The sequence below is a fragment of the Phocaeicola intestinalis genome (genome assembly GCF_014837065.1).
Classification (GTDB): Bacteria; Bacteroidota; Bacteroidia; order Bacteroidales; family Bacteroidaceae; genus Phocaeicola; species Phocaeicola intestinalis.
The window spans coordinates 32,035-52,884 of record NZ_JACSPP010000023.1 but is presented as its reverse complement, the minus strand read 5'-3'; the positions used below and the strand labels follow the sequence as shown (position 1 = coordinate 52,884).

Annotated in this window: 8 protein-coding genes and 2 pseudogenes; all 10 read right to left on the bottom strand. The window is 49.5% G+C overall.

Annotated features, from left to right (window positions below):
* Nucleotides 1–140: 140 nt before the first annotated feature.
* Nucleotides 141–2,084: a glycoside hydrolase family 97 protein gene (locus tag H9625_RS08970; protein WP_191763996.1), complete on the bottom strand. Its 1,944-nt coding sequence runs from the start codon at nt 2,082–2,084 to the stop codon at nt 141–143.
* Between the two features lie 269 nt (nt 2,085–2,353).
* Complete coding sequence (gene galA, locus H9625_RS08965) at nt 2,354–4,816, bottom strand: beta-galactosidase GalA (protein WP_225226382.1); 2,463 nt, start codon at nt 4,814–4,816, stop codon at nt 2,354–2,356.
* Nucleotides 4,813–6,081 (bottom strand): annotated as a pseudogene (locus H9625_RS17710) (glycoside hydrolase family 43 protein); the annotation flags it as partial. The gene galA and the pseudogene H9625_RS17710, both read right to left, overlap by 4 nt.
* Nucleotides 6,082–6,189: 108 nt before the next feature.
* Nucleotides 6,190–7,713, bottom strand: a pseudogene (locus tag H9625_RS17705) (glycoside hydrolase family 43 protein); the annotation flags it as partial.
* A 110-nt stretch (nt 7,714–7,823) separates the two neighbouring features.
* Nucleotides 7,824–9,275: a cellulase family glycosylhydrolase gene (locus tag H9625_RS08955; RefSeq protein ID WP_191763992.1), complete on the bottom strand. Its 1,452-nt coding sequence runs from the start codon at nt 9,273–9,275 to the stop codon at nt 7,824–7,826.
* 19 nt (nt 9,276–9,294) lie between these two features.
* Nucleotides 9,295–10,809, bottom strand: coding sequence for a glycan-binding surface protein (locus H9625_RS08950; RefSeq protein ID WP_191763989.1), 1,515 nt, complete (start codon nt 10,807–10,809; stop codon nt 9,295–9,297).
* 12 nt (nt 10,810–10,821) lie between these two features.
* Nucleotides 10,822–12,468, bottom strand: coding sequence for a RagB/SusD family nutrient uptake outer membrane protein (locus H9625_RS08945; RefSeq protein ID WP_191763987.1), 1,647 nt, complete (start codon nt 12,466–12,468; stop codon nt 10,822–10,824).
* Between the two features lie 24 nt (nt 12,469–12,492).
* The gene (locus H9625_RS08940; protein ID WP_191763985.1) at nt 12,493–15,675 is read right to left on the bottom strand and encodes a SusC/RagA family TonB-linked outer membrane protein; all 3,183 of its coding nucleotides are present in this window, start codon (nt 15,673–15,675) and stop codon (nt 12,493–12,495) included.
* 388 nt (nt 15,676–16,063) lie between these two features.
* Nucleotides 16,064–18,208, bottom strand: coding sequence for a glycoside hydrolase family 43 protein (locus tag H9625_RS08935; RefSeq protein ID WP_225226381.1), 2,145 nt, complete (start codon nt 18,206–18,208; stop codon nt 16,064–16,066).
* A 252-nt stretch (nt 18,209–18,460) separates the two neighbouring features.
* Nucleotides 18,461–20,815, bottom strand: coding sequence for a glycoside hydrolase family 3 N-terminal domain-containing protein (locus H9625_RS08930; RefSeq protein WP_191763984.1), 2,355 nt, complete (start codon nt 20,813–20,815; stop codon nt 18,461–18,463).
* Between the last annotated feature and the right edge of the window lie 35 nt (nt 20,816–20,850).

The window sequence follows — 20,850 nt, the reverse complement described above, 5'->3', positions numbered from 1 at the left end:
TTTCCAATTGACCGACTGATTTGAGATCTGAAGATGCTTATAACATTATTCTTGAATCAATTCAAAACAGTTTCTTATAATTATATTTTTTTCAGATTCATTGTCGTTTGATTTAGGTGATTCGCTCTTGCGGGAGACTGTCATTTCACCAGCACTGTCCCGCCTTCGGGCTGGATGGTCACTTTCACTCCGGACGGTTTCTTTATCCTTGTCTTTCCCGTCTGAAGGGTGCGGTCTTTCGTGTCCGAATAGTACGACACTTCGTCCCCTTCGCTGAGCATAGGAAGGTTCAAGGTCAGCTTCAAGGGTTCTTTCCCGGCATTGATTCCGGCGATGTACCAGCGGTTACCGTGGCGGCGGGCCAGTACGCAGAACTTGCCGGGATAGCCGTCGATGAACACAGTCTCGTCCCATGTGGTAGGCACTTCTTTCAGGAGGTCCAGTGCGGGACGGGGAGCGTCGGTCAGGTTGTTCGGCGTGATGGCGAAGTTCTGTATCGGATTCTGGAAGAGGACAGCTGTAGCGAGCTGGAATGCATCGGTGGTCTTTCTGATTGCGCCTCCGTCGTTCGTGCGGTTGTACCGCTTGTTCAGGATGCTGCCACCGAACTCCATGCAGCCTACCGTGTTGCGGATGAACGGGTGCAGGCAGGCGTTGAACGCTTCCATATCGTCATAATGCTGGCTGAACATGAAGTTTTCCGAGGCGAGCACCGCTTCGCTGCCCACATAGTTGGGGTACATGCGCTCCCATCCGCGGGGAAGTGTACATCCGTGGAAAATGACCATCAGCCCGTAGTCGTCCGCATCGCTCAGAATGGCTTCGTAGAGGCGCATCGTCTCCTGCTTGTCTCCTCCGAAGAAGTCTACTTTGATGCCCTTCACGCCTATCTTCTTCATCCATTTCATTTCCTTCTTGCGCTCGATGGGGTTGTCCATTCGGTTGGTCGGTCCCTGCACGATGTCGTTCCAGTAGCCGCTCGAGCTGTACCAGAGGAACAGGTCGACGTTCTTAGAGCGTGCGTAGGAGACGAGCCGCTCGATTCCGTCCTTGCCGATGTTCGTGTCCCACCAGTTGTCGACCAGTGTGTACTTGAAACCCATCTCCGAGGCAAGGTCGACAAATTTCACCTGGTCGTCGTAGTTGATGCTCGCGTCCTGCCATACCAGCCAGCTCCATGTGCCCTTGCCGTACCGGTAGACGTGTTCCGAAGCGTAGCGCGGCTCCACCACGTCCCAGGGGACGGTGGTCTCGACTATCGGCTTGAGGTTGTCGCCGACCGTGATTGTCCTCCACGGGGTCGAGCCCGGCAGGGTAAGGCCGGGGGCGACGGTTCCGTTCCCGTTGTTCTCCTCCGGCATGGGGAAGGCGACGGTGAACAGGCCTTCCGGCGTGGCGTCGCTCAGGTGCGAGGCGCAATACCTTGAGTCTACACCGGTTTCGCTCACCAATGCCCATCCGTCATCGCCGATGCGGAACAGGCCGGGGAAGGTAAACCCTTCGCCGAACTGGGAGCGGGTGGTGAGGGGAGCGTCCGTGATGTATTCTTCTTCGTAGCTCGGTTTGGTACGCTTCCATCCTATCATCGGCTTGCTCTGGGGGGTAAGGAACACGGTGGTGTGCGACGGGAAGTCGAATCCCGTGGCCTCACGCTTGATGACGATGCTGCCCGTCTCGCCGTAGCGCGGCATCTCGTAGCGGAAGGCGATGTCGTTGTCGCTCACTCGGAAAGTCACGTCCACCGGCTTCTTCTCCGCGTTTTCGAGGGTCACCGTCAGTTCGTTGGCACGGTATGCGACCTCCGAACGCTTGATGCGGTCCAGCCGGTAGTTCTCCTCGACGGTACGGGACTTCTGTCCGGCGTAGGTCATCTCCCGGCTGAAGTCGCCGACGTTCGAGACGAAGCCGAGGGGGGAGTTCTCGAGGATAGTTTTCCCCCGGTAGGTCACTGAATAGAACGGATTGCCGTCCGTCACTGATATGTCCACTTTAAGCAGGTTGTCCGGTCCGGAAACCGTGGCCTGTTGCGCCCAGAGGGATGTGCCCCCCAGCGCGAGCACGAATAATGCGATTTGTCTTTTCATGGTGAAAGTTTTGTATGGTTTTGTTGATGAATGCAATCGTTCGTTTTTTTTCGTTATAAAATAATGAATCTTCTGGTCGTGCGCAAGTCCGGCACGGCTGTCCTGACCTCTGACAGCTCCAATCCTGCAGGATAAGCACCGTCCCCGCCGGGGGCAACACTAATCCTACAGGATAAGCACTTTCCCGCCCGGGGACAGTACTTATCCTGTAGGATTAGTGTTGTCCTCGGGCGGTATCGGCTTTTTTCCTGACGTTTTGCTACTTTTCCCTACCGCGCGCACGTTATTTCGCGGGTGGAGGCTCCGATGCCTTCCCCCTCCACGGTCAGCGTAGCCGTTCCGGTTCCGCCGTCGCTCTGGAGGAGAATCTGCGCCAAGCCGTTGAACGTCTTCACATGGTAGGTGCGGGCGTTGCGGTCCGTCGGACGCTCGTCCTCCTTGTAGGCCGGGTCTCCGTTGCCCACGCCGAGTATGCGTACCGGGCCGTCCACCGTCAGCTTGAGCGGAATGCAGGCGGCCGGGGTGAAGTTCCGCTTCCCGTCCTGAAGTTCTACGCGGACGACCGCCACGTCACGGTTATCCGCGCATATCGTGTCACGGTCCGCGTCCAGCAGGATGCGCCGCGGCGCTCCGGCGGTGCGCACGGTGCGGACCAGCAGGCGTTTTCCGTTCCGATAGCCGACGGCCTTCACCGTCCCGGGCCGGTAGACCGTCTCCCACGACAGATAGCCGTTCTCCGGCATCGGCTTGCGTCCCAGTTTCTTTCCGTTGACTATGAGTTCCACCTCGTCACAGTTGCTGTACGCCCATACGCTCACGCTGTCCCCTTCGTGTCCTTCCAGATTCCAGTGGGGGAAAATGTGCAGCACGGGCTCGTCCGTCCACCACGCCTTCAGGTACCATGCCTCATCCTTCGGGAATCCGCAGTAGTCGAAGATTCCCTTGTGCGAGCCGGTCTGCGGATATCCGATGGGGTTCGGCTCGCCGCGGAAGTCGAATCCTATCCAGTAGAACAGTCCTCCGAGCCAGGGACGTTCGTCGTAGAACCTCCATCCCCGTCCGATGCGGTTCAGCGTTCCGTCCTTTTCGTCAGGGGTGCGGTTGAGTGTGGCTATGTGTCCCTCCTTCGTGTTGTCGTAATAGATTCCCCTCGTTCCGCATCCGGAGATTTCCTCTGTGCCGATACCGATGCGTTTGGGGTATTCCGTCCGGTATTTGTCTATCGGGTTCTGGAGGATGTAGTTGTAGCCCGCCACGTCCGCGGGTATCAGCACGGACGGACCTCCGGCGGAAGCCACGGTCATGAGCCGCGACGGGTCGAAGCGGTGGCAGTATGCACGCATGGAGGCGACGACACGCTCTCCCTGTCCGCTCCATTCCATCCCCCATTCCTCGTTGCCCACGCTCCATAGGATGATGCTCGGATGGTTCCGGTCCCGTTCTATCATGCGTTTCAGCAGGCGGACATGTTCCTCGTTGACCCCGGTCAGGCGGTTTTCTTCGATGACCAGGATGCCCAGACTGTCACATGCGTCCAGCAGTTCCGGAGTCATGGGATTGTGCGAAGAGCGGTAGGCGTTGCATCCGAATTCCTTGAGACGTTTCAGACGGAAAGTCTGCAGCGCGTCGGGAACTGCGGCCCCGGTTCCGGCGTGGTCCTGGTGCATGTTCACTCCTTTCAGCTTCAGGGATTTCCCGTTCAGCAGGAATCCCCGGTCCGCGTCGAAACGGATGTCACGTATTCCGGTGGTGGTCATGTAGGTGTCCACGAGCTTTCCGTCACGTAATACTTCTGTGCGCACCTTGTAGAGGTAGGGCGTGTCCACGCTCCACAATCTTGGATTGTCTACAGTCAGTTCAGTGGAGATTGTCTGCATGGTTTTCGGTGCCAGCGGACTTCCCTCCTGTTCGTAACTCTTCACTTCCCTGCCTTCCCTGTCAAGCAGCGTGTGGCGCAGACGGTAGGAGGGAACCGTCTCCGTGCCGGAATTCTCCATTGTCGTCTCTATGGTGAGCGTTGCCCGGTCATACGGCTCTTTGAGCGTACTGCGGACGAATGTGCCGAATGGGGCCACATGGAGCGTAGATGTCTTGTTCAGCCAGACATGGCGGTAGATTCCCGCCCCTTCGTAGAACCATCCCTCTTCCATGGTTGCGTCCGCGCGGACGGTAATCAGGTTCTCTCCTCCGTAGTTCAGGTATTCGGAGATGTCATACACCTGAGTGGCATATCCGCTGGGTTCTCCGCCCAGATAGAATCCGTTCACCCAGACGCGGGAGTCGCGGAAGATGCCGTCGAACTGCAGGTAGATGTGCCTGCCTTTATCCGTCTCCGGGATAGCTATAGTCTTGCGGTACCATCCCACGCTCGTCTCGGGATATTTGTGCCCGACGGTCTTGTAGCCGTGGCTGTGGCTGGCATCTTTGGAATAGGGCATATCCACCACCCAATCGTGCGGGACATCCACGCGCTTCCAACCCGAAGCGTCGAATTTCGGTGAGTATGGTCCCGTGTTGTGTACGGATGCGGCTTTGGTGAGGTAGTTGAAGGCTTCCGTTCCGCACCCGAAGTCCTTTTCGGGCGATGCGGCGTTCCCGAAGGCGAATTGCCAGTCCTCGTCAAGCCGGATCCGTTCGCGCTGTGCCCGGATGATGGTGCTGTGTCCCAGCATACAGAACAGGACGGCTGCGGCCAGAATGCGGGTAGTCAGTTTCTTGTGACTCATGCTCATTTGAATGTCCAGTATTTGAATTCGATTTGTTTTCCCTTCAATATGAAGAACAGGTCGGCTGTTCCTTTTATCTTTGCCGAAGGCTTGCATTCCAGAACCTGCATCTCCGTATTGTTTATATTGACGGAGGCGAGGAGTTCGCCTTCCGGAGTACTGCGGCGTACTTCGATCGTTCCCTGTCCGCAGGCTTTCACCTGCAGCGCGGAAGGAGCTTTCCCGAACTTTACTCCTCTTACACACAGAATGCCTGTTTCGCCGGAGACGGTCGCCGCCAGCATCTCGCCGGGCTCTTCCCCCTGTACGAACCGGATTTTCTGAGTGGCTGCAACGGTGGATGCCTGCTGGATGGTGAACGGATTCATGGGCTGTATCTGTTCCACGCCTTTCAGTGTCTGGTTCCCCATGTGGATGTCGAGGTTCTTTTCGTCCACCTTGATTTCATCTACACAAATGTTGCGGAACCCTCCGTCCGTATTGTAACTGTGCTGCAGACTCATCGTGTGGTAGAAAATGTACCATTTCCCTCGGTATTTTTCCAGATGGGTGTGGTTGTTGCTGAAATCGAAGCCGTATTCTCCCGGGTTTTTCAGGTAATTGTGACGGTATTCCCAGCTGCAGCTGTCAAGCGGGTTCTTGCTGGTCATGTATGTCATGCAGCAGGTGGTCGGCTTTTCGGTCGGGAAAGGCCAGTCGCTGTAGTCCTGCCAGTCGGTATTGTATGTATATACATAAGTCCCGTTGATGAAGTTCAGTTCATTTGCCTCAAAATGATGGGGAGCATAGATGGGTACTATCGGGCTGTCAATGCTTGTCATGTCTTTTCCTAACCGCATGATGCGTGCGCATGACCCGCCTACGGCCAACCATCCGATACCTTTGTCGTCAATGACGGCTCCGGGGTCGAAAGGAACCCTACAGTCACCCAACTCGGGATTGTTCCCGTCGATGAGGCTTTTGTCGAGCGGGCTGGACCACGGACCGACAGGAGAAGTGGAGGTCAGTACGGCAGTGCCTACTCCACTGTTGGAAAAATAGAGGTAAAAATGTGTCTTTCCGTCTTTTTCTTTCCGTTTGACGATGGACGGAGCCCATGATGCCACAATCCATGGCGCGATGCTGTCTGTCTTGATCAGACCGTGATAAGTCCAATTCACCATGTCGTCCGTTGACATCATGACCAGTGTTTTGATGTGTTCATACGTGTTTCTGCCGTCACGTCCCACTGCTTCATATTGTTGCTGGTCGTTTGTGCCGTAGACGTACAGTCGTCCGTCGTGGACGATTGCTGTCGGATCGGCGGTAAACATGAAATCCAATATCGGGTTCGCGTCTTTTGAAGTCAGTTTTGGAGAAACTTCCGGAACGACAGGCATGTATTTGAAATTGTCAAAGTCCGCATATCCTTGCCCTTCGGCGAAAAGTCCCAGATAGACACCGGTGAACCCTCCGTTGGTCTCAGTGCTCAAATAACGGGTATTCATACGTCCTGCTTCAGTGTAATGTGTGCCGTCTGTAGAATAAGCCAGGGTGTATGTGGCCGCATCTCCTTTGATTCTCAAATAAATGAAATCATCAGGCACCTGGCAGATATCCTTTTCGTAGCAGAGTTCGCTCAGGCGGTAGCGCAGCTTCAGCTTGTTCTCGGAAACGAACAGGTCATAGTGGGCGGAAGGACAAAGGTAGACAGTCATTCCGGCGTTTCCGTTTCCTCTTGCCTGCATTCTTGTGGTGGCCTGGAAATCGATGTCTTCCTGTCTGCGTCCCACGAATGTTGGTGAACAGCCGTAGTCATCCAGTTTTTTTTCGCTTCCTTTTATGCGGAGGAATCCGTTTTTCTCCGTGAGCGAATAGTTTTTTTTGTCTGGGATGCCAATCCAGTTCCATTCCGCTCCTAACTGCGGATTGTTGAAATCCCAGTCCGGACTGTTTTTGACGGTGGTTTGGGGAAGTGTCTTGACATCTTTCATATCCAGATTGATGGTACCGTCTCCGTTTACGACAGGCCATCCGTCTTCATTCCATGCGACGGGAGCCAGAAATGTTTCGCGTCCCAGCACGTGGTGCTGTCCGTTTTGCGTGCGGAAACCGAGGCATACCAGCCACCAGGAACCGTCGTGTGCCTGCACCATATCGGCATGGCCGACTCCCTGTATCGGATTGTTTTCTGCGTTCTGGTTGATGTGGGTCAGAATCGGATTGGCAGGATTGCTCTCATACGGGCCTCCGATGTTCCGGCTGCGGGCGATGGTCACCTTGTGCCCGTATTCTGTTCCGCCTTCGCTTATCATCAGGTAATACCATCCGTCGCGTTTGTAGATGTGCGGTCCTTCGGGGAAACGTCCTCCTGTGCCTCCCCATATACGCTTCGATTCGGAAAGCTGCTCTCCTGTCTTCGGGTTGATTTCGCAGAGCCAGATGGCACCATCGGGATTGCTCACCAGATAGCAGCGGCCGTTTTCGAAATAGAGTGAAGGGTCGATGCCTCCCTGTCTGATCCAGACAGGGTCCGACCATTCTCCATACGGGTTATCGGTATATACCAGAAAGTTTCCCCTGTCTGAAGTGTTGGTTGTAATCATATAGAAAGTACCGTCATTGTAACGGATAGTGGGTGCGTAGATGCCGCCCCACATGTTTCCTCCGTTGATTTTCAGTTGGGATTCCCGGTTCAGCACGTGCCCGATCTGTTCCCAGTTCACGAGGTCCCTGCTGTGGAAAAGAGGAACTCCCGGAAAATATTCGAACGAGCTGTTCACAAGATAGTAGTCTTCTCCTGCCTTGCAGATGCTCGGATCGGGATGACATCCGGGAATGACCGGATTTTTATATCCTTGTGCAAGGCTATTTCCTGTTGTCAGGAACAATAGTGTGATCAGATAGAATGCCAGTTTCTTCATGTTTCTTGGTCTTGTTTTCGGTGAAAAGACAAAGGCACATCGGCACACAGCCTGCGAGACAGTAGTTTGAAGGCCTATGTGTCTTTGTGCCTTTGAGTTTAAGATTTATCTCAGTATGGATATTGTCCTCTTTCCGCTCCTTCTTTCAGCTGGTTGTACACAGTCGGCAGCAGTATCGTTCCGGTACTGCGGTCAAACAGCCCTCCATTTTGTATATCCCATAAGAAAGGAGCCAGTCCGTTGTTTTTAGCTTGTTCTGTAACATAGCCTGTGAAGTAGCCTTCCGATTCATGGCAGACTTCTTGGAGCGAGTCGACAGGATGAGTACGGTACATGGCACTATATTCTCCCAATACGAGAGGTATTCCCTTGTCCACAAATTTCTTTTTCATTTTTTCGAATTGTTCACATACGTGTAATTCCTGCCATCCATCGTCAATTTGTCCATACTGGGCATACGGCTCTCCCCAGAAATAGGTACAGCTACTCAAATCATCATTCAGACAGAAATTGAACGGGTCGTAATAATGTACTTCCACGATTGTACGTGCTGAGACAGTATCTTCCGGCAATTCCATCCACATGTCCGTTCTGTTGATGTCGGTCCGCGGGCCTTGGATGACAAGATTGCGGTAAAGGTTGTTCCCACCTGTTCTTCTGACGGCATGCACAAACGCCTGTTCGTATCTGTTGAGGACTGCCATGTCTTCACGGCTTTCTACCACAGGCTCGTTAGCTCCCGCGAAAAGTAGCCGTCCGTCGTAGTCTCTGAATGTGGTGGCTATCTGTGTCCATAATTTATATACTTTTGCTTCCACTCTTGCAATGGAATCGGAGGTCATCATGGAAGCATCGCAGGAACCTTCCATCCATCCTCCGTCCCAGTGGATGTTTATGATAGTGTACATGTCTGCATTCATGCAGTAGTCCACCACTTCCTTGACCCTGTTCATCCAGTCTGGTTTGATGGTTATGCCGTCAGCTTCCAGATACTGGTTCCATGAGCAGGGGACACGGATGGCATTGAAGCCCCATGCTTTCATTTGGTCAATTATAGCTTGGGTCGTATGAGGGGCTCCCCAGGCTTCCTCTCCGCCTGTAGCTTCCAGCGTGTTCCCCAGATTGATACCCATCTGGATGGACTTGATGGTTTCGATGGCATCCTTTTCCATTCCCACAGGGTAAGTCTCCGCATTCTTTGAGGTCTGAGTGACTGTGTACTGACGGATATTTCCGCCTGCGTTCATGGTTATGGTTGCTGTACGTCCCGCATCAGTTGTATTCCTTTCTACCGCGATTTTAATGTATTGTTCGTCAGTCGGGTCGCCTGATACATTTGACAAGGTACACCAGGGTTGGTCGCTTGACAGGCTCCATCCCGTATTGGAGTAAAGCTTCGCCATGACGAATGTCTGTCCGTAGCCGAACGTGATGCTTGTCGATTCTAGTCCGTCAATGCTGAGCGAGAAAACCGCTCCGTCCACTTTGTCGTCCTTGCATGACTGAAACCCGACAATGATTGTTGAGATAATCAGTAAAAGATAAGTTATTTTTGTTTTCATATAATTTTTGTCTAAAAAGTTAATTTTCTTCTTGCTTGGTTTGCATGATTCGTATATTGTCTACATAAATTTCTATATCAGTCGGTTGGGTAAGGCTTGAATAATTAATATAGAAATTCAATTCATCACTAATCTTGTTGTTTAGGAACTCACCCCATGTCGTTTCTTGTATAAGACTAGTTAATGGAATACAACATTGCATCCATTTCCCGGTTTCACTTTCTTCTGTAAAACTGTTGATGGGTACATAGTTTTCTAATGTAAAGTATGGATTACCCCCCGTATCATTGCCGTTGGGATGTCCCATTGAAATTTGGATGACTGGACCATCCATGGGTAATTCCAGATAACATTCAAATTGGAGTTCCAGTTCAGAAATCTGGGTGTATGATGGAATAACATCGGTTGAAGGCCATTTTGCTGTATTGATGAACTGTTTCCACCAAAATAGGTTGCTGGAGTCAATCGTACCTTTTGCTCCTATGCAATTGCCGGTTGAAACATATGGCGGATTTATTCCGTCTGCTACAAACGGAGGATCAGTTCCCCAGCTGAAGCTACCGATTCCATCATAATCTATTATTACATTTTCTATTGGATAGAATATTTCTTCCATCTCAGTCGTTCCGCCTATTGATGTGATGGTAATATGACCGGAATGTGTAGGTGCTTGTGGCATGATAAACGTAAGTTCATCGAAACTTTCAGAAACTGTTACATCCTCTCCCGGAACTTCAAATTCTCCGTTTATGTTGATGTTTGAAACTTCTATGAAGTTTTGGCCAGTTATTGTTACTTCACTTCCGACTACCGGCATTATAGAACTGATATTTGTAATTATAGGTTTGGGCCCGTTCGGTTTAAACTCTATGCTTGCATCGTCTGTGTAGCAATCTAAAATAATCCATCCATCTTGAGTCATTTGGTCTCCCACTGCAAATGTAAGCTCCTCAAAATCGCTATTGATTTGATAGTCAGTTATTTCTTGAGTCACATTAACAGAGTCTGTCGTGTAATAAAGATGCTGTATCTCATAAAAATTAGCACCGATCAGAGTGATGGAATCACCAGGCTGTAGTGGGTAGGTGGCGGCAATTCGGGTTATACTCGGTCCTGGTGAAAGCACATGTAGCGGAAACACGGCAGTTCCATGATTTGTAACGATACGCAATTCGGCCGGTAGTTCCGGATTGGGACCGGATAGTTTAAAATCCTCATCGTATGGGACTGAAATAATCAGACTTGTAGGGGTTGAATATGTAGAATTAAAACTGATTTCTTGTCCATTGATATAGACTTCCATAACACCGCTTAAATTTTCTCCGATAACTGCAATCATTGTTCCCGGATTTACATCCGTAAATGTACTGTCTGCTAATGCAGGATCAGTGAGTCGGATATATTTGATGACAGGCGTTCCGTTTCCATCTCCTTCATTATTTTTACAGGAAGTGGTGGTAAACGCAAAGAATATGGTCAACAATAGTAGGCTTGACCATCCATTTTGGATTATTGTATGAATTATTTTTTTCATAATCTTTTTAGTTTATTCGTTAAAAGTATAAGGAACCGGTTCTTCTTTCAACAATGGATTCTGGATAACGTCAGATTCCGGATAGGGAAGGAATATATCATTATCTGTGATGTTAATTTCTACAGTTGGAGCTGTCCAATGGTCTGGTCCTTCTTGAAAATTACCTTCTGAATCTCGGTTTCCGAAATGTAAATATCCTTGTTTGTCTTTTATAGTGACATCTGCTCTATATCCTCGTTTCTGATTGTTGAAATAGGATAACATTTTTTGAGGTTGCCAGCAATACCATGACACCATATCATACCAATTGCTGAATTCCGCACAATGCTCTATTCTCCGTTCTTTGATGATGTCATCAAATGTAATGGAAGATTTTCTCCAACTCCCTTTTCCGTTAAATCCTCTGTAGCGTACTTTGTTGAAATATTCCAGTCCCGGTCCTGAACTCAAGGACTCGTTGTTACCTAAACAAGCTTCCGCATAGGTCAAGTATACATCTGCCAGGCGCAGGATATAGGTGTTGAGGGGTGAGTTCATGGCAGCTACATAACCGTCGTTGTCATCATCCGGTCCTCCCGGTACTCCTTTTTTTATAGGCGTTCCGGTTCCTGTATAGGTATACCCTCCGTCTGCCATACAAATATATGGATAATAGGACCCGTTGGTGAAAAACGTTGCGTTTCGACGTAAAGTATCTGCCAGTTCATATTGTTCGAGCATGTCTATACCGCCATAAAAGCCTGACCAGGCACTTACTCCTCCTACTACTTCTGGAGAGAAAGCCAGTTCTGACAATAGGGTATTGCAGACTCCCCATTCTCCCAGCGGTACCCATTGCATGGCAAGCAATGATTCTTCGTTGTTGTTGAATTTGTATTTGAACAGGTCTTCATAGTTGGGGAGGAGCTCCAGTCCGCTGTTGTCGCAGACATCTGCGGCGTATTGTCTGGCGAGTTCCAGATCCCCTTCATCGCGTTGTCCTCCTTTCTTCCAGCCGGAACGTGCCAGATAGACTTTTGCCAGCATTCCTTCAGCACCCCAACGGGTTGCTCTTCCTTGTTGGCTTGCTGTTTCTGGAAGATTTTCAGAAGCGTAAGTCAAGTCATTTATAATGAATTGGAATACGTCCTCTTCGCGGTTTAACGGAAGTACGGGATTATCTACAATTTTTTGGTTATCTTCTATAATGATGACAGGTCCCCATGCTCTAACCATATAGAAATAAGCACAAGCTCTCATCAGGCGTGATTCAGCGATAGCTTTTACTTTTGCCTCTTCACTTACATCTGCTGTACATTTAGTATTGACATCATTAATAGTTTGATTAGCTATTGTAATTACACTGTAAAATGATTTCCATGCATTCGCCAAATCCTCGCTTAGTGCAGTCACTTGGAATGTTGTAAATTCGGGGAAAGCCCATGGACTATAAAAATCATTGGCGCGTGTGCTGCCTAAATACATAATGGGTCTACTGTTGTAGTCGAACCATGCTCGATTATATAATGGAGCTGTCGCCGCTTCAAGTGCTTCGTCTGAAGCATAGAAATTGTCGGCGGTATATGAACTCTCAGGAGTTCTATCTAGAAAGCTGTCTTTGCATCCGGACAAATAAATGCCTACGAATACAAGCAGTGTTGATAATATTTTGTTTTTCATTGTTATGCGTTTTTTATGTTTATATTAGAAACTTAGATTCAATCCAAAAGTATAAATACGTTGTGACGGATAGCGTGCAGAATCTACTCCTCGCAGTAATACGTTGTAGTTATATGCTCCGACTTCCGGATCATAACCTTTATATTTAGTGAATGTAAAAGCATTCTGGATATTCATATAGATTCTCAGATTCTCTATTTTCCATTTACGAATCCATTTTTGTGGAAAAGTGTATCCTAACGAAATGTTTTTGATACGCAGATAAGATCCATCTTCTACGAAACGGTCACTCATACGGTTGTTGTCATTGGCGTCTGCGGTGCTGAGACGTTGTACAGTTGCAGATTGTGGATTGCTGACTCGTACATTCCAAATGGCATCAGACGGTGAGTTGGGGTCTATCACTTCTACTTTTGCTATACCTGTCGCTTCTTCCAACAGGTTACTGTTTCTCATCGGGTTTGTGAAATCTTGACGAATCAAATTGAGTAGTTTGTTACCATAAACACCATTGATGAAGATGTTTAAGTCAAAACCTTTATAAGTGAACGTATTGTTGAATCCGTATGAGAATTTAGGTTCCGGATTTCCTAAAAAAGTACGGTCCTGCTCGTCTATTACTCCGTCTTTATTCAGGTCTTCGAAGATGAAGTCGCCTACCCAAGTTTCATCAGGAGCGATATGCTGGTTCTCCGGGAGGGCAACTGGAATCCGACTGCCGTTTTTATCAAGAAGGAAATTTCCGTTCCCGTCTCTTTGATAAAAGTCATCTTCTGTTTTGAACATTCCGGTTACTTTATAGCCATAAAATTGTCCGACCGGTTGCCCCACAACGGAGAGGGTCAGAGTTTGTGTTGCATCTAAAACTCCAGACATGCTTGAAGTTTCCGTATAGAGGTCAGTGATCTTGTTTTTGTTGAAAGAGATGGTTAGCCCCGACCTCCATACGAAATCTTTGGTAGAAATATTGACTGTGTTTAATGTAAATTCAGCTCCTCTGTTTTGCATGGCGCCTGCATTTACCCAAGGAGACTGGATAATTCCACTTACGTAAGTGGGAAGAGAAGCACGCATTAATAGATTGTCTGTATTCTTGAAGTAAGTATCGAATATAAATTCTACTCTATTGTTGAAAAGGTTTAAGTCAAGTCCGACATTGTATGCTTTTGTTTCTTCCCATTTAAGCTTATCGTTTGGATAATTACCTGCATAGAATCCTGTTCCCCAGATACTGGCAGCTGATGCCATTGTCACTCCATATGCATAGCTGTCGGCAGATTGATTACCTACCAGTCCCCATCCGAGTCTCAGCTTTAGATTGTTCAGCCATTTTACATTTTTCAGGAATTTTTCGTTGTTGATTTTCCATGCCAATGCAACGGAGGGGAATACACCCCAACGGTTAGCAGGACCGAAAGTGGACGACCCGTCACCGCGAAGTGTAAATGTGGCAAGATAACGTTCGTCATATCCGTAAGTGAATCTTCCATAGTAGGATTCAATGGCAGATGAACCTCTGCCACTGCTGTTTTTGGCTGTAGTTGCATCCCCCATATTCAGCTCGTGTATCGTGTTGAATATGTAGTTTTGACGACTTCCTTGAAGATTCTCCCATGAATTTTCTTGTGCCTCGTGACCGACCATTGCCGAAATGTTGTGTTTCCCGAATGTTCCGTTGTAAGTTAGATAAGTTTTGAGAGTCCAGTTGGAACCATTGTTGGCACTGCGTCTTCCTTCTGAGGTTTGTGTATAGTGCCCATAGTCATAAAACGGTTGATAGTAATAATTGTTGCTGTAAGAATAATTTCCGGCATATTCTGCACGGAATACGAGTCCTTTCCATAGTGTCAGGTCTGCAAAAAAGTCAATGTACATTTGTGTTCCTTTGTCATAGTTTTCACGTAAAAGGGCTTCTGCAACCGGATTGGCAAAATAAGTTCCGAAATTTTCTGTTTCTTGTGCTCCCCAACTTCCGTCCGGGTTACGCGCTGGTGTATCTGGTAATTGTTCGATGGCTGTGCGGATGATGTTGCCATTGTCTATCGTATTGTGTTGTGTCGTTTTTGCAACGGAAGCTCTCAGTCCCGTAGATAGCCATTTTGTGATCTTGTTGTCGATGTTGACACGTGCGGAGAAACGCTCGAAGTCGGAACCGATAGCGATTCCTTCTTGTTTCAGATACCCGCCGGATATGGAATATTTTACATTGTCATTACCACCGGATATATTTATCTGGTGATTATGCATGGATGCGTTTTGGAAGATCTCATTCTGCCAGTCTGTTCCATTTCCTAACAAACTGGGATCAGCAAATTCTTCACGTTCACCGAATCCTATTATATCGGCACGCATGTTTTGATATTCTGCATATTCGCGTAGGTTCATGACATCCAGTTTTTTAGGAAGTTGCTGTAATCCATAGTATCCTTCGTATGAAATTTTGGTTTTGCCGGCTTGTCCTTGGCGCGTTGTGATCAGAACGACACCGTTTGATGCGCGCGAACCATAGATGGCTGTAGCAGAAGCATCTTTCAGAATTTCCATGGATACGATATCGGACGGATTGATGGCTGAAAGGACGCTTGAATTAGTGCTGTTGTTTCCGGATATAGCTACACCGTCTATAACGTAGAGCGGTTCGTTTCCGTTGAGTGAGTTGATACCGCGGATGCTGACGGAGATACCTCCGCCCGGAGCTCCCGAGTTCTGGGTGACGGATACACCGGCGGCACGGCCTTGAAGTGCCTGGTCAAGTGAGGTGATGACCGACTGTTTGATTTCGTCTTCGCTAATGGAAGTCACTGCACCTGTCAGGTCACTTCTTTTCATCGTACCGTAACCTACTACAACTACTTCATCCAATATTTTTGAGTCCTCTTTCAACTGTACATTAACAATCGTTTTGTTCGCCTTGATTTCCTGGGTTTGGTAGCCGATGTAGGAGAAAATCAGTGTCTCGTTGGAACGGGCTTGAATGGAATACTTTCCATCTAGATCGGTAATTGTTCCTACGTTGGGCCTTTCTTTTACTTGTACACTGACGCCGATAAGTCCTTCTCCATCTGTACTGGATGTAACTGTCCCTGTTACAGTCCTGTTTTGAAGCGGACTAGCGGAAGTGAGATTAACAGGACCAAATAAAAGTAAGGTCCATGCAATGCACCACAGATAAAGACTTCTGTGCCTTGTTCTAAAACTGTTTTTCATGATACAATATTTTAAAAATTAACCGAATTGTTTCTGTTTTCTTGTCTGTTTGTTTTTTTTAGACAAATGTAAGAAAAGTTGTACCGAAGCGGATGCTAGGATGTTTTTGAGGTGTGTTGTTTTTTCAGAATAGGATGTTTGAATGTTTTTTTCAGATGTCTGGAATGTTGCCTGAATTTTTTCATACCCGTTTCAGAGGGTATTGTAGGCAGGGAAACGGGCTTTTGGAATCATTGCGTGTGTTGTTCCTTTTCGTGTGCTTGCTGTAAGTCGGAACTTGCGTCGGGCAGAGGGGGTGTGTCAAATAAAAAGTCATTTTTATTTCAGCACACCCCCTTCTCCGGACGAATGTCGGACTTTGGCAGTCGTCTTTCATGTATGTCGGTTTTCATTTGCCGTTGCTTCCCACTTCCTCCCAGAGGAATACGGTTCCGTTCATCCGGCTTGCCGATGTTCCCGGCCAGTCGGCGGCATAGGCTTCGCCCGATGCAGGATCAAGCCCTACATAGCGGTGTGTCTTCAATGACATCAGCATACATTGTCCGTGGAGCATGTCCTGCCACATGAACAGGCAATCCTCCGTTTCCACCGGAGACAGGCGTAAGTCACCGGACATGCCCAAACCGGCTACGGTCATATAGCCTGTCCCGTTTACGGCCTTGAGGACGACTTTTCCATTTCCTCTGTCCTGCACTTCAAACATACAGTCGGAAGGGTTGCGCTTTTTCATGTCTTCCCATACGGAATAGACCATTCTGCGCGGGTTTGCCTGCATCCATTGTCTGTTGCCGAGGTTCAGGAAACTGACGGTCTTGCCCAACGGGATATTGCAGCTGCGGTCGGCAAGAGGCTCTTCCACATTGAAATCGTCGAATTCGGCATATCCGCCTTCTTTCCCTTGGCGGTTGAATGCGAACAGTGCGTATCTCGCGCCTTGAAAGATTTTGGTCTGATACGGTACGGGCAACCGTTTCCCTATATTCCGGAAATTGACGCCGTCAAAGCTGTAACTGAATTCTGCCCATTCGTGCTCAAAGTCGCCGGTGATGCGCAGGAATATTCTTGGTTGGTCCAAAGGCATTTCTATAGTTTCGTCCGTGCCCAGATTATAGTAGTGCAGGCAGGGCTTTTTGTCCTTTACGGCGATGCCTACCCACTCATAAGGGATGTTCAGCAGTCCGAGACCGGCAATGTCTCCTTCTTTCATGTGGGAAGCGTCCAGCGTTACGGTAGTGACGGAAACCGGACCGATACCCCGTTGGGTCAGGGTGTTCTTTGCCCAATAGAAGTCTTTGGCAGGCATCGTGTGCAGACGGAGTCTGCCTTTCTTTATGGTCCATTTGCTGTCATCGGGGAGATGGTTCCATTGCCAGACGGGCAATAGTTTCCCTGAGTCGAAGTTGTCGCTGCGGACGTATGGGGCGTGGGGCGTGACTTTCGTTGACACATCGGGCTTGAACCATGTTCTCGGAGAGCGTCCCAGGTTGTTTTCAAGTCCGAAATACGGCCATCCGTCCACCCATGTTACGGGTGAAAGGCAAGTGGTGCGTCCGACCGCAAGGAAGTCCAGCATGGAGAATCCCCACCAGTCGCCGTTTTCCAGTTGCACTATCCCTCCTTGGTGAAGTGTCGCACATCCCATATTGTCTGCATTGGGTTTGTAGGTTTCCATCTTCCATTTCTTCATCTCTGGCATGGCACCGTCCATTGGCACGTTCGTGATCCATGTGGAATGTTCGGTTCCCATTGTTTCGCGGTTGCTGATTACACGTGTTTCATAAGGGCCTTCCAGTTTGTCGGCACGTGCGCACATCATCCGTCCCATAGGCGCGTAGTCTGCACTGATGATATAATATTTCCCGTTAATTTTGTAGGCGTGGTGTCCTTCTCCCATAGCGTTTCCACGGGGGATAAGACACCGGTCACTGCCTTCCACAAAGCCACTCAAGTCCGGTTTGATTTCGATGCAATGAACTTCATCATAGCCGTAAATCGCATATATTTTCCCGTTGTCAAACAATACGGAAACATCATGGGTGGCTCCTCCCATATTGTGATGTTCCCATGGTCCTTTCGGGTCTTTAGAAACGAAAACCTGCATTCCGATTCCGTTGATGTTTGAGAATATGTAAAATTTTCCTTCATGATACCGGATACAGGGAGCCCAGATGCCTTGCCCGTATGCTTCTTTTCCGTCTTCTAGGCGGAATCGGGGGTCGTTGACCGGAATATGATCGAATGCGTAGCTACAGAATTCCCAATTCACAAGATCCTTTGATACCAGAACAACTAGACCGGGGTTACAATGCATCGTTGTACCTACAAGATAGAATGTGTCGTTCACCCGAATCATGTCGGGGTCGGAAAATTCATCGTAGAACAAGGGGTTTGTAAATGTTCCGTTTCCGTTGTCGGCTGTCCAGGATTTTTGCTGTCCCCATGCCGTAAAAATTGTCAGATTGAAAATAATGGCAAATGTCAAGACCTTTCGGATTTGTATGCCAGTCATGTTAGGCGATGGATTCCTTTTCATTGTTTTTGTCCTCCTGATTGAATATTATTTATGTGAATCAGGAGGTGAAAATGTTTCCTGATTCACGGTTTAAAAGTCATTTGTATATGTATATCTGTGATGTCTATAAGTCTTCTCTACGTTTCCATTGCCAGAGATTCGGCTGCAACACCAGTCCCGAGTTTACGGACGGGGAGATCCTTGCATAATCGGTTGGTCACCGGTTCTTTGAATATACGAAATCGTAAATACCTTGGGAGTTTTGATGTACATTTATCTGTTCGGCGTGTCCCAGACCTTGGTCTCGTTGCATTTCAGGTCAATCCACTGGTCGCCGCACTTGAACTTGAAGTCGCCTTCCTCCAGCCGCCATTTTCCGTCGTAGCCCACGAACGCCATGTCGCTTCCTTTCAGTTTCAGCGTGACGGTCTTGGTCTCTCCCGGTTCCAGCGAAATCTTGTCGAAGTTGCGCAGGCGGATGTTGTCGGGCGTGCTGCTCGCTACCAGGTCCTTCGAGAACAGGAGCACGCTTTCCTTTCCGGCTATTTTGCCCGTGTTAGTCACGTCCACCGTGAAGGTCAGTTCGTCATCGGCGTTGAAAGTCGTCTTGTCCGCCTTCAGGTTGGCGTATTTATAAGTGGTGTAGCTCAGTCCGAAGCCGAACGGCCACTGGATATCCATCACCGAGTCGTAGTTGTAGTTTCCGCCCATCTGCCCGATGTTCTCGCACGGCTTGTAGTCGTATGTGGCGAGTGCGTTGATGTGTTTCGGATAAGTGAACGGCATCTTTCCGCTGAAGTTGCTGTCTCCGGCGAGCAGGTTGGCGAGCGCGTCACCTCCGTAGTTGCTCGGGAGCATCACGTTGACGATAGCCTTGGCCAGCGGCTCGATGTCCTTGATGAGGCGCGGGCGGCCCTGGTTCAGGATGAGCACGACGGGTTTTCCGGTCTTCGCCAGCGCCTTCACCAGTTCCTGCTGGTTGGCGGAGAGGTTCAGGTCAGTCAGGTTGCCCGGAGTTTCGCAATAGGAGTTTTCGCCGATGCAGGCGATGATGATGTCCGCACGACTTGCGGCTGCCACAGCCTTTCCGATTTCCGGCGTGTTCTCTTCCCACCAGTTGTCGTTCTTGTACGGAGCGTAGGTCACTCCCGGCTCGTAGATGACGTTCCCTTTCCCGTACTTGTCGCACAGTGATTCATAGATTGTATTGTAAGCCTGCGCGCATTCGTCTGCCCGGTGTCCCTGCCAGCTGTACGACCATCCTCCGTTCAGACAGCGCATGGAGTTGGCGTTCGGTCCCGTGAGGAGAATCCGCTTCCCCTTGGCAATCGGAAGCAGGCCGTCCTCGTTCTTCACCAACACTTCCGATTCCTCAGCAGCCTGCAAAGCGACCTTGGCGAACTCTTCCGAGCCAAACTTGTCGTATTCCTTCACGTCCCAATACGGATTGTCGAACAGACCGAGGCGGTATTTCAGGCGGAGCACGCGCGAAACGGCGTCGTCGATGCGGCTCATCGGCACCTCGCCTTCTTCCACTAGTTCCTTTAAGTAGTCGCAGAAACTTACTTCATACGGCACCATTGACATGTCAATGCCCGCATTGATGGCAATCTTGATAGCTTCCTTTTTGGTCGCTGCAATGTGGTCGCGCGTGCAGAGGTTGTTGATGTCCGCCCAGTCGGTCACGATAAGTCCGTCCCAGTTCAAATCCTCTTTCAGCCATTGGGTGAGGAACTCCCGGTTGGCGTGGAAAGGCATCCCGTTGTCCACACCGGAGTTGACCATCACGCTCAGTGCGCCGTGGCGTACCGCTTCGAGGTAGGGGGTGAAATGCTTCTCGCGCATGTCGCTCCGTGAGATGGACGAGGGTGTGCGGTCTTTTCCCGAGACGGGAACTCCGTAACCCATGTAGTGCTTCATGCAGGCCGCCACGTTGTTCTTGCCGATGTGGTTCGGGTCTTCTCCCTGGAAACCCGACACTGTGGCTTTACCCATTTCCGCGTTCACGTAGCAGTCCTCGCCGTAGTTCTCCCACATGCGCGACCAGCGCGGGTCTCTTCCCAAATCGACTACCGGCGCGAAGTTCCACGGAATGTTGCAGGCCTTGGTCTCGTAGGCAGAGATTTCCGCACTCCGTTTTACGAGGTCTCGGTTGAATGTGGCCGCCATGTTCACTCCCTGCGGAAACATGGTTCCGTCCAGCGTGTAGGTTGTCCCGTGTATCTGGTCCACGCCGTAGATGCAGGGGATTCCGATTTCCTTCATCGAGAGTTCCTGAATCTGCCTGATAGATTCGGCCCATTTTTCCTTGGTCTGGGCAACGCTCAGCGGTACGTTCAGCAAGGAGCCGACCTTGTACTTTCCGATTACGGTGTCCAGTTTCGCCTTGTCGAGAGTAAATCCGTTCTTTTGGCTCGCCTCGAAGTCAGTCACCACGTCGATGGTGATTTCGCACATCTGCCCGATTTTCTCTTCCAGTGTCATCTTGTCCAGCCATTGCCGGATGTTGTTCTCTATTTCCGGATCGGAAGGGATGGCGGGAGCAGTCTTTGTCTGCTGGCAGCCGGTCTGCAGTACAGCACTGGTGCATATCATGGATGCCAGTGCGATTTTAGTAATGTTTTTCATGAATCTTTATATGTTTGGGTTTGTTTTATGCAAAT